This window comes from Streptomyces doebereineriae, assembly GCF_031845645.1.
Taxonomy (GTDB): Bacteria; Actinomycetota; Actinomycetes; order Streptomycetales; family Streptomycetaceae; genus Streptomyces; species Streptomyces canus.
On sequence record NZ_JAVREZ010000006.1, the window covers coordinates 347,834 to 362,537 of the forward strand.

General features: G+C 70.9%; 12 protein-coding genes. 7 read left to right on the forward strand and 5 right to left on the reverse strand.

The window, feature by feature from the left end:
• Window positions 1-58: 58 nt before the first annotated feature.
• Window positions 59-571: a DUF6114 domain-containing protein gene (locus RNB18_RS20185; protein WP_311715470.1), complete on the reverse strand. Its 513-nt coding sequence runs from the start codon at window positions 569-571 to the stop codon at window positions 59-61.
• 17 nt (window positions 572-588) lie between these two features.
• Window positions 589-1,254: a DUF6230 family protein gene (locus RNB18_RS20190; protein ID WP_311715471.1), complete on the reverse strand. Its 666-nt coding sequence runs from the start codon at window positions 1,252-1,254 to the stop codon at window positions 589-591.
• A gap of 667 nt (window positions 1,255-1,921) precedes the next feature.
• On the opposite strand from RNB18_RS20190, the gene RNB18_RS20195 reads away from it, so the two are divergent.
• Complete coding sequence (locus RNB18_RS20195) at window positions 1,922-2,584, forward strand: Tat pathway signal sequence domain protein (protein ID WP_311715472.1); 663 nt, start codon at window positions 1,922-1,924, stop codon at window positions 2,582-2,584.
• A gap of 18 nt (window positions 2,585-2,602) precedes the next feature.
• Here RNB18_RS20195 and RNB18_RS20200 read toward each other — a convergent pair whose 3' ends face one another.
• Window positions 2,603-3,523, reverse strand: coding sequence for a lytic polysaccharide monooxygenase (locus tag RNB18_RS20200; RefSeq protein ID WP_394817649.1), 921 nt, complete (start codon window positions 3,521-3,523; stop codon window positions 2,603-2,605).
• A 376-nt stretch (window positions 3,524-3,899) separates the two neighbouring features.
• On the opposite strand from RNB18_RS20200, the gene RNB18_RS20205 reads away from it, so the two are divergent.
• Window positions 3,900-5,684: a S8 family peptidase gene (locus RNB18_RS20205; RefSeq protein ID WP_311715474.1), complete on the forward strand. Its 1,785-nt coding sequence runs from the start codon at window positions 3,900-3,902 to the stop codon at window positions 5,682-5,684.
• A gap of 106 nt (window positions 5,685-5,790) precedes the next feature.
• On the opposite strand, the gene RNB18_RS20210 is transcribed toward RNB18_RS20205, so the two are convergent.
• Complete coding sequence (locus tag RNB18_RS20210) at window positions 5,791-6,453, reverse strand: ScbR family autoregulator-binding transcription factor (protein WP_311715475.1); 663 nt, start codon at window positions 6,451-6,453, stop codon at window positions 5,791-5,793.
• 146 nt (window positions 6,454-6,599) lie between these two features.
• Between RNB18_RS20210 and RNB18_RS20215 the strand changes: the two genes are divergently transcribed.
• From RNB18_RS20215 to RNB18_RS20230, 4 genes are all read left to right on the forward strand, one after another.
• Entirely contained in the window at window positions 6,600-7,526 is a 927-nt protein-coding gene (locus RNB18_RS20215) for a ScbA/BarX family gamma-butyrolactone biosynthesis protein (RefSeq protein WP_311715476.1), read from the forward strand.
• Window positions 7,527-7,596: 70 nt separating this feature from the next.
• On the forward strand, window positions 7,597-8,244 hold the full coding sequence (locus RNB18_RS20220; RefSeq protein WP_059207049.1) for a ScbR family autoregulator-binding transcription factor: 648 nt from the start codon (window positions 7,597-7,599) through the stop codon (window positions 8,242-8,244).
• Window positions 8,245-8,310: 66 nt separating this feature from the next.
• A complete protein-coding gene (locus tag RNB18_RS20225) occupies window positions 8,311-9,462 on the forward strand; it encodes a damage-control phosphatase ARMT1 family protein (protein ID WP_311715477.1) in 1,152 nt (383 codons plus the stop codon).
• A 72-nt stretch (window positions 9,463-9,534) separates the two neighbouring features.
• The gene (locus tag RNB18_RS20230) at window positions 9,535-10,287 is read left to right on the forward strand and encodes a class I SAM-dependent methyltransferase (RefSeq protein WP_311715478.1); all 753 of its coding nucleotides are present in this window, start codon (window positions 9,535-9,537) and stop codon (window positions 10,285-10,287) included.
• Here the strand turns inward: RNB18_RS20230 and RNB18_RS20235 are convergent.
• Window positions 10,245-13,517 (reverse strand): tetratricopeptide repeat protein, encoded by a 3,273-nt coding sequence (locus tag RNB18_RS20235; protein WP_311715479.1) that lies wholly within the window; start codon window positions 13,515-13,517, stop codon window positions 10,245-10,247. The genes RNB18_RS20230 and RNB18_RS20235 overlap by 43 nt on opposite strands.
• 289 nt (window positions 13,518-13,806) lie before the next feature.
• Here RNB18_RS20235 and RNB18_RS20240 point away from each other — a divergent pair, with 289 nt between their 5' ends.
• Window positions 13,807-14,673, forward strand: coding sequence for a TIGR03619 family F420-dependent LLM class oxidoreductase (locus RNB18_RS20240; protein ID WP_311715480.1), 867 nt, complete (start codon window positions 13,807-13,809; stop codon window positions 14,671-14,673).
• Window positions 14,674-14,704 lie beyond the last annotated feature (31 nt).

Genomic DNA, 14,704 nt, shown 5'->3' on the forward strand with positions numbered 1-14,704 from the left:
TGTGCGTTCCTGTGGAGGTGCGTGATCCCACGGGCGGGTGCGGTCGGTGCGGGCCCGGTTACTGGGCGGCCTGCGCTGTACCGGAGACCATTCCGGCCTGCGCCGTGTCGGTCGCGGGACCGGGCGGCCCCGGGTCGGTCCCCGCCTCCCGGGCCTGCTCGAGCGGCTCGTGGCGGCTCACCCGCCGGTCCTGGTCGGGCAGCCAGCCGAAGGTCAGCACGCTCCCCGCGACCCCCAGCAGGAGGCCGACCATGAAGCCGCCCAGGTTCGAGGTGACCCAGGTGGCCATGGAGATCAGGACGCCGGTGATCGAGTAGAACAGGCGCTGCTCGGGGCTGAACAGGATCAGCAGCCCCAGCAGCACCATCAGGGTCGGCAGGAGGTAGCCCGCCACCCCCTGCATGCCCACGTGCAGGATGACCTTCACCGAGGCCTTCATGGTGAGCAGGGTCCACGCCCCGCCCAGGGTGAGCCACAGTCCGCCGAAGAAGGGGCGCCCATACACCCAGCGGGTGAACGCGTCCTCGACGAGGACAGGCTGCTGTACGCCCTCGGACTCGGGTCCGCTCACCGGCTCCGGGCCCTCCATCAGCAACCCTTGCTGCTGAAGCTGAGCTTGAGGCCGGGCAGCTTGAACACAGCGGCCGTGGTGGCGTAGTTGGTCTGCCGCAGGTCGCCGATGTGCACGGTGTCGGCCTGCTGGCTGAAGACGCCGATCGGGCCCTTCACGCCCGCCTTGGTGAGGGTGCTGGCGTCGTTGCCGATCTCGATGTTGCCGAACGAGGCGTTACCGGTGAGCTCGGTCGAGTCAGTGGTCAGGTCGGTCGCCTCGACCTTCTTGTCTCCCTGGCCCGCCTTGATGAGCAGGTTGGTGCCGCCCAGGTCGACGCTCTGGCACAGCTTGGTGAGGGTCGCGCTCTTGATGGCGGAGGTGACGACCAGCACCTGTCCGCCGGTGTCGCCGGCGTTCGGGCTGTTGTCCGCCATGTTGTCGAGGCCGCCGAACTGCTCGAACCCGGTGCCGTCGAGACTCTCGGCGGTGACCGTGAAGGGCATGCCGGAGATGGCGAACTGGACACCGAGAGCACCCTCGGCGGTCAGGATCGCGAGACCCGCGGTGAGCGCGACGGCCGGCACGGCCATGATCGCGGCCCGGCGTCCCCGGACCCGTCCGCGTCTGGCAGGGCTGTCGGAGGCTTCGGGGGTGGAACCGCTTTCGTTGGTCTCAGAGGTGGTGCCGACGGACGAGGCCATGTGCTGCTCCCAGGGGCATAGTCAACGCAAGTGGGGCTCACGTGCGGATGTGCGGCTTCAGTGGCGTGTTGTCCTGGCGCGGACAGCGGCTGCGGCGCACGTCTCCTCCCAACCCCCGGCGGCTGCAAGGGCTTTCACGTACTCCGCAGTAGCGACTCGGAAGTTACCGGCGGTTACGGTCATGGGTCAAGCAACTTGTGAGTAAAGGGTGTTGATTATGTGGCAGTCGTGATCAACAACGTTCCCACCGGCAGGGAAATATCGTCGAACGATGATCAACTCCCTTGTTGCACCTTGACGTTGACGGATGATCAGGTCTACAACTCTCCCTGGCTTCCCCCGGATCCGTGGCGCCGGATCCAAGCCGTCGGGCGGCACCTGCCCGCGTTCCCGGACGATCTGTCCTCACGGGCTCTTCACCGCCCGAGTCCGACCCTCCACGGCACCCGAAACGGTCACTTCCCCCCTGGTCCGTACCGGGCTCGCCACCTCCCGCCCGGCCCGGCCGGAGCCCTCCCCCCATTGGGTATCCGGCCGGTCACCGGCCGGCTGCCGTTGCCGGTCCGTCACGTACGGAGAAGGCGTGACGGGTCGGCGACGGCGGACGCCGACCTGCGTCCGCGCCCCCCCCACACCCACCCTCACCTCAGGAAAGAGGCAACCCCGCATGCGTATGCGTTCTCTGCTCTCCCTCACCGCCGCTGCCGCCGCCTTCGCGCTTCCCGTGGCCGTGGCCGCGTCCGCCCCCGCCGCCGCGGCCGACGTCGCGGTTCTCACCACCGGCGGGCTCGGCGGCACCAACGTCGCCGAGGGCTCGGTCATCAGCGCTTCCCTGGCCGCCGGGACCACCGCGACCCTCTACTCCAGCTCGACGGGCACCAGCGGGATCAGCTGCTCGGCCTCCACGTTCACCGCCACGGTCGACGGCAACCCGACCGCCCCGGGCACCGCCACCGAGTCCCTGACCGGGCAGACCTTCAGCAACTGCACCTCGAACGTGGTCGGCGTCCTCGGCGTCACCAGCATCACGGTGAACAACCTGCCGTACACCACCGCCGTGTCCTCCGACGGTTCCGTCGCCGTGACCCCGGCGAGCGGTACCGCCATCCAGACCACCGTCGTGCTGCGCACCCTGCTGGGCAGCGTCAGCTGTGTCTACCAGGCGGCGTCCGGACTGTCCGGAACGGCCGACAACACCGACAACAGCATCACGTTCGCCAACCAGCAGTTCACCCGGACGTCCGGTTCCTCGCTGTGCCCCGCCAGCGGTTTCTGGACCGCGAAGTACAGCCCGGTGACCGCGAGCGGTGAGGCGGTCTACGTCAACTGAACTCCGTAACCGCGTAGTTCAGCGCCGGCGCAGACGAAGCGCCAGGGCGGCGCCCCCGGTGAGCACCAGCACCGCGGCGGCGCCGCCCGCCAGCATGGGCGCGGAAGGCCCGGAGGCGGGGTCGGCGTCTGCGGCCACCGGAGTGGAGTCGGGGACGGCGCCGCCCGCCGAACGGGCCACGGAAGGTGTCGGCGTGGGCGAGGCAGAGGTCGGCGCCGGGCTCCTGGCGGGCTGCTTCTCCGCCGCCTTCGAACGGGTCGGTGACGCGGCGGCGCTCGCCTCGCCCCCGCCCTTGTCGGCCGCTGCCGGGAACACCACGTCCGAGCACGAGTAGTACGTGTCCGCCGTACTGCTGTTCTGCCAGATCGTGTACAGCACCTGCCGGCCCGTCCGGTCCTTCGGCAGCGTCATCCTGATCCGGTACGCGCCGTCCGTCAGCGCCGGGTCCTTCACCTGAGCGAACGGCTGCTCCGGCAGATCGGACCACTTCAGCGGCTTCGACGGATCGTAGCCGGGCTCGGTGAGGTACATACGGAACGTGCCGGTGTGCGGGATCGTCGAGACGTACTTCATGGTCAGCGTCGCGCCAGGCGTCAGACGGGTCGACGGCCAGTCGGAGCGGGCCAGGTCGAGGCCCTGGTAGGCGGGCAGGCCGCCGCTGCACAGCTTGCCGTCGGGGATCGTCTGCCGGTCCCGGCCGTTCACGTTCGCGACCCGCAGGTTGTCCCACGCCGTGAAGGGCGAGCCGTTGGCCGCCACAGCGGCGCGGCATGCCGCCGTGCCCGAGGAGCCGCCGTCGGGGGAGCAGGCGAAGACCCGGCTGACCGGATCCGTGGGAGCGCCGTGGGCCTGCGCGGGCGCCGCCGCGAACAGGGTCAGCAGGAACGGGGACAGGGCGGCGACCGCCGCACTCGTGCGACGGGCGGTGGTCCAGGACATCCGGGCCATCCGGAACGCCTCCTCGGGCGGCGCGGGAACTACGGGCTTCCGTGCAGTACGGGAAAGCGGCCTCACGCGTTCACCGGCCTACCGGGTCGTCCGCCTCCTCTCAGAGACGGGCAAAGCGGCCGCCATCGGTCAACCGGCCACCGCAGAGGGTGCGTTCTCGGCCGGATCAAGGGTTTCCCCTGTATCCGCATGACCTGCTCTTTGCCTATCGTTCGACCACAGCTGACCCACAGGTAACCCCGAACGGGTCATGCGCCTCCTTCTGGCCGGCCGCCGCGCTCTTGGCTTCACCCCCCGCCGCTTCACCGACGAAGCGATTCGACTGCCGCTCCGCGCTGCCCGGAGCACGGCCACGAAAGGCAAGCCCTTGCGTACCTCCCCCTCCCTCCGGCGGAAGCTGATATCCGCCGCCGCCGTCTCCGCGGCGCTGCTCTCGGTCGGCACGGCCTCCGTCGCCGTCGCCCAGGACGCCCCCGCCCAGGAAGCCGCCGTCCCGGCCGCGCTCACCGAGGCCGCCCCCGGCATCCAGGCCGAGCGCCTCATCGTCGGATACCGGACCGGCGCCGCCGAGGCCACGTCGAACAAGGCCGCCGAGGCCGACGCCGCCGCCAAGGACGCCGACTTCCAGCGCAGACTCGGCACCGGGGCCGCTCTCGTCGACCTCGGCGCGGACCCCAGCAAGGCCGAAGTCGCCGACGCCGTCGCCGAGTTCACGGCGGACCCGCAGGTCGCCTACGTCGTACCGGACCGCCTGAACAAGCCGCAGGCCGACCCGAACGACACCGAGTACGCCAAGCAGTGGGATCTGTTCGAGTCCACCGCCGGTATGAACGTGCCGGGCGCCTGGCCGACGTCGACCGGCAGCGGCGTCACCGTCGCCGTCATCGACACGGGCTACGTCACCCACTCCGACCTCGCCGCCAACATCGTCGGCGGCTACGACTTCATCTCCGACACCGCGGTCTCGGTCGACGGCAACGGCCGTGACAGCAACCCGGCCGACCCGGGCGACTACTACGCGGCCAACGAGTGCGGCTCGGGCATCCCGGCCTCCAGCTCCTCCTGGCACGGCACGCACGTCGCCGGCACGATCGCCGCGGTCACGGGCAACGGTAAGGGTGTCGCGGGCATCGCGTACGGCGCGAAGATCTCCCCGGTGCGCGTCCTCGGCAAGTGCGGCGGCTACGACTCCGACATCATCGACGCCATCACCTGGGCGTCCGGCGGCACCGTCTCCGGCGTGCCCGCCAACACCAATGTCGCCAAGGTCATCAACATGAGCCTCGGCGGCGACGGCGCCTGCACCTCGGCGACCCAGACCGCCATCAACAACGCCGTCGGCCGCGGCACGACCGTCGTCGTGGCCGCCGGCAACGACAACGAGAACGTCTCCGGCCACTCGCCGGGCAACTGCAACAACATCATCTCGGTCGCCGCCACCAACCGCACCGGCGCCAAGGCCTCGTACTCCAACTACGGTTCCCTCGTGGACATCTCGGCGCCCGGCGGCCAGACCAGCACCGGCACCGCCAACGGCATCCTGTCCACGCTCAACTCCGGTGCCTCGACGCCGTCTTCGGAGTCGTACGCCTACTACCAGGGCACCAGCATGGCCACCCCGCACATCGCGGGCCTGGTCGCGCTGGTGAAGTCGGCGAACTCCTCGCTGACCCCGGCGCAGATCGAGACCGCCATCAAGAACAATGCCCGTCCGCTGCCGGGCGCCTGCTCGGGCGGTTGCGGCGCGGGCCTGGCGGACGCGGCGAAGACGGTCGCGGCCGTGAGCGGCGGCGGTACGACGACGGGGACGACCTTCTCCAGCACCACCGCCGTCGCCATCCCGGACAACGGCTCCGCGATCGAGTCCTCCATCGCCGTCAGCGGCCGCAGCGGCAACGCCCCCTCGGCCCTCCAGGTCGGCGTCGACATCACCCACACCTACCGCGGTGACCTGGCGATCAGCCTCGTCGCCCCGGACGGCTCGGTGTACAGCCTGAAGCCGGCGAGCTCCTCGGACTCCGCGGACAACGTCAACACCACCTACACCGTGAACGCCTCCTCCGAGACGGCCAACGGCACCTGGAAGCTCCGCGTCCAGGACACGGCGGCGCAGGACACGGGCACGCTCAACGGCTGGAGGCTGACCTTCTGAGCGAACTCCCCCGAACGGGTGGGCCGGCCGGTGCGGATGGGGCACCGGCCGGCCCGTCCTGCGTCCGCGCGGGTCCGGGAGGGCTACCTCCTCCACCCACCCGGAATCACGCTTCGGCGCCCACCAGTTCACCGCTCTCCACCGACGCCAGCACGCGGGCGCCGCGGTCGGGTCGGCTGTCGAGGCCGATCAGCAGTCCCGGCACCGCGATGCTCGGCAGCAGGTGAGCCCACATGACGGAGATCCGGTGCTCGAGGTCCTCCCGCCCGTGAAGTGCCCGTGACATCAGCTGAACCCCGGCGAACGCCCCCACCAGCAGATCCGCCGTGTCCGGCGGCTTCACCGTCGGCAGCAACTCGCCCTGGTCTCGAGCCTGTTGCAGCATCGCCAACAGATGCTCGCTCCACTGCCTGAACGGTCCCGTGTGATCGACACCGGGCGGGGCGCACTGGTCCACCGTCAGCCGGACGCTCCCCTTCAGCAAAGAGTTGGTCCGCAGCCGCTGCCCGAAGACGAACGTCATGTCGACGATCTCCTGCAACTTGCACGGATGCGGCGGTACGGCCCCCAGCGACAACTGCTCGTCGAGCACCGCCTGGGCCAGGGACTCCTTGGAGGGGAAGTGGAAATACAGGGCACCTTTGGTGACTTCGGCCCGCTCCAGCACCATCGCGATGGTGCTCGCGGCGTACCCGTGCTCGTCGAAGACGGCCCCCGCGGCCTCCACGATCGTCCTGCGTGTCCTGATGGCGCGCTCCTGTCTCGCCATAAGAACCCCTCCCATGCGCCGAGTTCGGATCCTGTCCGGTCTCGATCAGGTCACATTGAAAACAGACCGGAATCCCTCGTACTCTATCGCTCACCGGCACGGGCACCTCGCCGTCCGTCATCGCTTCGGAGGAACGAGGGGGAGACATGCCAGAGTTACGGCAGTTCACGCGGGCCCCGGCCGGGACAGGGGTGCTGACGGCGACCGTTCCCCGTGAATTCGTGCACCGCGTGGCCGTCGCGGAGGTCCTCCTCACCGGCTGGACCAGGACGGACGCCGACCGGTTCACCATCACCGCCCAGTGGCCGCGCACTCATCAGTTACACGTGTCCCCGGACGGCTCGGCGTACGAACCGCTGCTGGTTGCAGAAACGGTCCGCCAGTGCGGGGCGCTGCTCGCTCACGCGGCGTACGAGGTCCCGCTGGGTCATCAGTTCGTCCTGCGGGAACTGCGTGTCGACACCTGCCCAGAGCACCTGGCCGTCGGCGCCGCCCCCGCCGAGCCCGTCATCGACATCACGGTCGGAGAGGTCCGCCGCCGCGCCGGCCGCCCGTCCGCCCTGCGCTACGACGCCGTCGTACGCCTGGGCGGCGAACGGATCGCGACCGGCGGTATCGCCGTGACCTGGACGAACGAGTCCGTCTACCGCCGGCTGCGCGGGGGACGGACCGCCGACGTCGGTGCCCTGCGACTGCCCCAGCCGCCCCTCACGCTGCTGCCGCCCGACACGGTGGGGCGGGCCCTGGGCGCCGACGTACTCCTGTCGCCCGTGGGCCGCCCAGGACGCTGGCGGCTCCGCGTCGATACCGCACATCCTGTTTTCTTCGACCATCCGCTGGATCACATCCCCGGCATGCTCCTCCTGGAGGCCGCCCGCCAGGCCGTACGGGCGCACGGAGGTGACGAGAGCCGGGTGCCGGTGTCCTTCCACGCCGCCTTTCACCAGTACGCGGAGCTCGACCGGCCGGTCTGGATGGAAGTGAGCGCAGAGGGCGGCGACGACGTACAAGTCGTCGCGCTGCAGGGGGAGTCGCTGGTCTTCGAGTGCCGGGTGGGTGCCGTCGCAGGGTGAGTTATCTTGTACAGGGAGTAAGAAACAAACGGCATGACCCGTTCTTTTCCGCCACAGGAGTGTGCAGTCGATGCCGAGGCAGTTACGCGCTGAACAGACCCGAGCGACGATCCTCACCGCCGCCGCCGAGCTGTTCGACCGCCGTGGCTATGAATCGACCAGTCTCAGCGACATCGTCGAGCACGCCCAGGTCACCAAGGGCGCGCTGTACTTCCACTTCGCGGCGAAGGACGATCTCGCGCACGCGATCATGGAGATCCAGTCACGGACGTCGCGGCAGGTGGCGGGGGACGTGGACGCCCGGGGGTACACCTCGATGGAGGCGCTGGTCCGCATCACCTTCGGGATAGCACGGTTGTCGGTCGAGGGGCCGGTGCTCCGCGCCGGACTCCGGCTCGCCACGGGCGGGGTCGAGGTGCGGCCGCCGCTTCGGCATCCGTTCACGGAGTGGCTCGACCTGGCCACCGGGAAGCTGCTGGGCGCGGTCAAGGAGTCCGACCTCCATCCCGACACCGATGTGGACGCGGTGGCGCACTCGCTTGTCTGCTTCTTTGTCGGGACGCGGGTGGTGGGACGGCATCTGGAGCCGGTGGGCCGGCAGCCGCGGCGACTCGCCGAGATGTGGCACGTCATGATCCGGGGGCTGGTGCCGGTTCCTCGACGGGCGCGCTATCTGGCTCTTGTCAGCCAGCTGGAGCAGGAGTCGCGGAGCGGGTGAGCCCCGTTCCGGCCCGTGCCGGTGGGGGGCCTCAGCGCTGCGCTCCCCGGTGGCTACAGTCGGGGCATGTCTCCCAGCGCGGCTGTCATCCTCGGCAGTGCACCCGAGTCCTTTCCGTACAGCGTGCTCGCCGAGCGGCACCCCGCCATCATCGGGCAGGTGCGGGAGGCCTTTCCCTACGGGCCCGAGCAGCACCGGGCGCTTGACGCGCTGCTCGCCGGCTGCACCGAAGGAGTGATCGAGCCGCTCCCCGACGGGGCGTGGGGCGAGTGGGGAATCGACGACCACGTCGGGCAGTCCTGGTTCGACGTGCCGTGGCTGTGGTCCGAGAGCTACTTCTATCGGCGGCTCCTTGATGCCGTCGGCTACTTCGGGGACGGGCCCTGGCGTGGCATCGACCCCTTCCGGCCCTCCAAGCTCGCCGAACTCGACTCCCAGGAGACCGACCAGGAGCTGGCAGCTCTGGACGAACTCGCCTCCCGGACGGCCGAGGAGCAGGGGGCGGCTCTGCTGCACGGATCGTTGTGGGGGAACCGGGCCGACCTCGGATTCCGGCTCTCCGACGGTGAGGCCGAGAGGCGGGACGCCGTTCCGGATCTGGTCGCCGACGACAGCGACCGGCTCTGGTCGCTGCTCGACGGTACCGGCACTCTCTGCCTGATCGCCGACAACGCCGGACGTGAGCTGATTCCCGACCTGCTGCTGCTGGCTCACCTCCTGGAGCACGGTCGTATCGAGCGGGCCGTTCTGCACGTGAAGCCGTACCCCTACTACGTCTCCGACGCGACCACCGCCGACGTGGTCGACGCGCTGCGCCGGCTCGTGCGGGCGCCGGGGCGGGCCGCGGAGTACGGGCGCCGGTTGTGGGACGCCATGGCCGACGGACGGCTGAGTGTCCGTGCGCATGCCTTCTCCTGCGCTCCGCTGCCGTACGCGGACATGCCGGACGACCTTCGTGCGGAGATCGGCGGGGCCGCGCTGACGGTCCTGAAGGGAGACCTCAACTACCGGCGCCTGGTGGGGGATCGATGGTGGGCGCCGACCACCTCCTTCGCCGAGGTGACCGCGTACTTCCCGGGACCGGTCGCCGCCCTGCGCACCCTGAAGTCCGATGTGATCACCGGCCTCGACGACCGTACGGAGGCCGCGCTGGTCGAGGCGGAGGGGCAGCGCTGGCGGACCAGCGGCACCCATGCGCTCATCCAGGTCCGGCCCTGAGGAGCATAGGATGCCGACGAGTACAGGTGGGCTGCCATACGTCCCGCCGACGGGCAGCGAAAGAGGACGTCATTGACCCCGCGGTACCTGAGCAATCCAGGGGAGCCCGTCTACGACGTGGACGCACGGCGCTATGTCGACGTCACGGACGCCCGTGCCGAGGCCGACCTGCACGACGTGTTCACGGACATCTACCGCACCAACCGCTGGGGTTCCGACGAGACCCGCTCCGGACCGGGCTCCGAGCTGCAGCGCATGAAGCGGGTGATCGGCCAACTCAGCGCCCTCATCAAGGACTTGGATGTTCGCTCGGTGCTGGACGCGCCGTGCGGGGACTTCAACTGGATGCAGTACGTCGACCTGCACGGCGCCTCCTATCTCGGCGGGGACGTCGTCACGGAGCTCATCACGGCCAACCGCGCCGACCACCCCGGCCCGGGGCGCGAGTTCCAGCTGCTCGACTTCACGGCCCAGCCCGTGCCGCGCGTCGATCTCATCGTGTGCCGGGACGCCCTCGTGCACTTCTCCTACCAGCACGTGGTGGAGGCGCTGACCCGCTTCCGGGAGAGCGGTTCGCGCTATCTGCTCACCACGACCTTCTCCCGGACGCCCGCCAACACCGACATCGTGACCGGCTGGTGGCGCCCCATCGACCTGTGCAAGGAGCCCTTCGGCCTGCCCGAACCGCTGCGCGTCATCGGTGACGACGAGTCCGACGACTTCTACGACGACAAGGCGCTCGCGCTGTGGGACCTGCGGCAGATCCCCGCCCGTTTCCCGGGCTACGAGCCGGCGGTCGCCGAGTCGGGATCGCTCGGCGCCTGATCCCCGTCCCTGGAACGCAGACGGGCGAGGGCGTCCCGAGCGGCCAGGGTCCGCGGGTGCCGTAGCCCCAGCACTTCCTCACAGGTCTCCCGCACCTCCGTGAACTCCACCTCGGCCGCCGTGAGTTCACCCTTGAGACACAGCAGGTCTGCCAGGTTGTGCCGGACCGCCAGGGTCCCCGGGTGCCGTGGCCCCAGCGTCTGCACGCAGTCCGCGAGCACCGTCCGGTACTCCGCCTCCGCCTGCTCGACGTGCCCGCGCAGATGCAGGACGTGCGCGGCGCCGTGCCGTACGGACAGGGTCAGCAGGTGCTGTTCGCCGAGTACGGTCCGCCGGGCCTCGTACACCTCCCGGAACTCCTGTTCCGCCGCCGCGAACCGGCCCTGGTCCTTGAGCAGGTCGGCCAGGTTGTGCCGGACCGCGAGCGTGCCGGGGTGACGGGGGCCGAGCGTGTCCACGCAGTCCGCCAGGACCGTGCGGTACTCGGTCTCCGCCCGGTCGGTGCGGCCCCGCAGATGCAGGACGTGCGCGGCGCCGTGCCGTACCGAGAGGGTGAGCAGGTGCTGTTCGCCGAGCACCTCGCGGCGCGCCGCGTACACCTCCCTGAACTCCGCCTCCGCAGCCTCCAGTTGGCCGCGCTCCATCAGCAGGTCGGCCAGGTTGTGGCGGACCTCCAGGGTGTGCGGGTGCATGTCGCCGAGCAGTCTGCGCTGGACCTCGAAGACCTCCCGGAACTCCGTCTCCGCGTCGGTGGGCCAGCCTCGGTCCCTCAGCACGGTGGCCAGGCCGTGCCGGGCCGCCACGGTCTCCGGATGGTCCTCGCCGTAGGCGTCGGCGCGCAGCCCGAGCACCGTACGGAACTCGTGCTCGGCCTCCACGAGCAGGCCGCGGTCGCGCAGGACGTCCGCGAGGTCGTGGCGCACGGCGAGGGTGCTCGGGTGGCGCTCGCCCAGTACGTCCGCGCACACCTGGAGCGTCTCCCGCAGCTCCTGCTCCGCCTGCCGGAACATCCCGCGCTCGTGCAGCACCTGGGCCATCTCGTGCCGGGTGACCAGGGTGTCGGGGTGATTGGCGCCGAGCGTCTCCCGATAGGCGTCCAGGAGCAGGCGGTAGTCCTCCTCGGCCTCCGCGAGCAACCCTCGGTAGCGCGCCATCCAGGCCACGCCCTTGCGGGCCGCGAGGGTCCCGGGGTCGCGCTCGCCCAGCAGGGTCCGGCGGGTGGCGTGGACCGCGCGGTACTCGGTCGCCGCTTCGACCGGGCGGCCCCGGCCGTTGAGCAGGTTCGCGAGTGCGTACCGGGCGTCGGCGGTCTCGCCGGCCGCGTCGCCGAACAGGGCCCGGGTGTCCTCCAGCACCGTGCGCAGCAGCGACTCGGCCGCTGGCAGCCGACCGCGCAGATGGAGCAAGTGGGCGGCGGCGGACCGTACTTCGAGGGCGTCGGGGTCACGCGGACCGCACGCGAGCACCACCGGCTCGCAGGCCCCCAGCACCTCCTCCGCCCGGTCCAGCCAGCCCCTCTTGATCAGATGCCGGGACCCGGCCGCCGCCGCCCGCAGCGCCTTCGAGACGAGTTCGTCCTCCGCCTCGTACGGGTCGCCGATCAGGGCCAGCGGGGCGTCGCAGTGCGGCTGAAGCAGCCGCCAGCGCGGCCAGTCGCGCGGGTCGTCCTCGCTCAGCTCGGCGGTGGCGCACACGACCAGGTCGGCGACGACGGCCGCGTACTCCCTCATGTGCTCGGCGAGGTCCCGCTGGAGCCGGCCGGCGTCCCGCACGAGCGGGTGCATCAGCAGGGTGCGGGTGTGGTCGTCCCCGCCGGGCGGGGTGTGCAGCTCGACCAGACCGAAGTCGGCGAGCGAGGTGAGCGCGGTGTACAGCTCCTGGGGCGTGACACCGGGCAGCAGCGACGAGTCCGCGAGCCGGTCGGGGCGTAACAGGGCGAGCAGGGGTACCGGCGCCTCGCCCAGACAGCACAGCAGCCGCATCAGCGGCCGGGCCTGGACGATGCCCCGCCGCTCGAGGAGGTCCAGGGACAGCTCCCAGGTACCGGTCACCGGGACGGAGTAGTTGCTGCCCTGGCGCCCGTGCGGGCGCTCGTCGAGGAGTTCGGTGAAGCGCTCGTCGAGGGCCACGCGGTAGTCGGCGTACGTCCGCACGGTCGTCGTGCCCGGCCACGCGGGGAACGCCGAGGCCGCCGCGAGATGCGAGCCCGCGATGCGCAGCGCCAGGGGCAGCCCGCCGAGCCGCCGGGTCAGCAGCCGGGCGTCCTCACGGGAACCGGCCCGCTCCCCGGCGAGGTCCCACAGCACCTCGGTGGCGTCGTCCTCCTCCAGGGCGTCCACCGAGTGCAGCGTCGCCCACGGCCCCCAGGTCGTCGGGCTGCTGTCCCGGCTGGTGATCAGCACCAGGCCGGGCAGTTCCGCGGCGGGCCGGATCCAGCCCGTGCCCTCCGCCAACCGGCCGTAGGGAGCCAGGTGTTCGGGCTCGTCGGCGTTGTCCACCACGAGCAGCCAGGGGCTCGCGGTGTCGCACAGCCGCCGCCACAGCAGGTCGGTCGCGCTCGAACGCCCCGACCAGGCACGGTCGATGAGATCCGCGGGCGTGCCCAGCGCGGCCACCACCTCGCGCATCCCCGCACTCAGCGTGGCAGGGTTCTTCGCCGTCACCCACCACACGTCGACGTTCAGCGCGGCGGCGTGGGCGGCGATCTCCAGGGCGACCGTCGTCTTCCCGCTCCCGCCCATGCCGTGCAGCACCCGCACACCCGAAGTCGGCTTGCCCACGAGCTGTTTGAGCGTGTCCAGGAGCGGTTCACGGCCACGCACCCGGCGGTCGAGCCGGCCCAGGGGCGGCGCCACGGTCAGCGCACCAGGGGCCCGGACGGGCTCCACCGGGGCCGGGGGCTGCTGGACCTGGATGAAGACCGGGCGCGCGAAGCCCGAGAACTCCTGGACGAACTCGGTCAGCAGACCGGACAGCGCGGGGTCCCTGGACAGCAGAGCACGCAGGGTCGTGTCCAGATCGTCCCGCTGCTCACGCAGGATGACCTGCTGCCGCCCCGGCGGCGCGGCGTCCAGTTCCGCCCGCGCCCGCTCCAGCCGCTCCACATCCTCCCGCCGCAGGATCCGCGCGAGCCGATGCCTGGCCGCCTGCCAGGCATCCGTGGTCATCAGCCCGACCATCGTGCCCGCTGCGGCGGCAGCGGTCTGGGTGAACAACTCTGCCCCGAACACCGAGGACCCCCTGTCGGCACACACCTCGACGGCTACGTCCGAACCCCTCTCCCGTCTTCAGGTTCTCATGTCTCGCGGACCCGCAGGGACTTGATGCCGTCGATGAGGTTCGAGACCAGCCGTTCGGGCCTGGAAGAGGGCCACGAGGCAGACGTCGGATCCGGTGTGCGGGACAGGTCTGGCGTGTCGGGCGCCTCGAACGCCCGCTCGTCAAGGGATGAGAGGAGGCCGTCGCCTTGTTGCCCAGGTGCACCACCCTCTGCCCCTCACCCCAAGGGAGTCGCACCCCATGCGTCTGGGAGTCGCACCGCACCGCCTGTGGCCGGCGCACGAGGACGAACTCGACGGCGTCCTCGAAACCGCCCGTACCGCCGAGGAATTGGGCTTCGACCATCTCATCGCGAGCAGCCATCTGCTGGCGGGAGCGGTGGGTGTGACCCCGGATCCTCTGGTCCTGCTGTCCGCCGTGGCCGGGGCGACCACCCGGATCCGGCTGGTGACCAGCGTCCTGATCCTGCCCCTGTACCAGCCGGTCGTCGTCGCCCACCAGACGGCCACGCTCGACCGGCTGTCCGGCGGCCGGTTCACGCTCGGCGTCGGCACCGGCTGGGACACCGCCGAGTTCGCCGCCGCCGGGGTGCCGTTCAGCGGGCGGGGCAGGCGAGCCGACGAACAGCTGGACACCGTACGGAAGTTGTGGCGCGACGAGGCAGAGGTACGGCTCGGGGTGCGGCCGCGCACACCCGGGGGGCCGCCCGTGTGGGTCGGCGGACACAGCGACGCGGCCCTCAGGCGGGCGCTGCGGTACGGCGACGCGTGGCACGGCTCCGGGCTGGACGCGGCCGGAGTCCTCGAGGTGCGGGGCCGGTTGGCCGAGCTCGGGGAGAAGACGGGGCGGGATCCGGCCAACGCTCTGGAGCTCACGGAAGGCCTGATGGTCGTACCACCGGGCTTCGAGGCCGCCGTACAACCGCCCGGGCGGCGTCCGTTGGGCGGCGCGCATCCCACCGCCGAGCGGGTGCGCGAGGAGCTGGGGCAGCTGGCCGAAGCGGGGCTCACGGCCTGCTCGCTGTGGCTGCCGGTGGCCACCGAGGCGCTGCCCGACGCGCTCGGCTGGGTCGCGGAGGAGATCCTTCCGGCTTTCTCCCAAGAGTGACGATTCGGCTGACCTTGATGTAGTGATCATG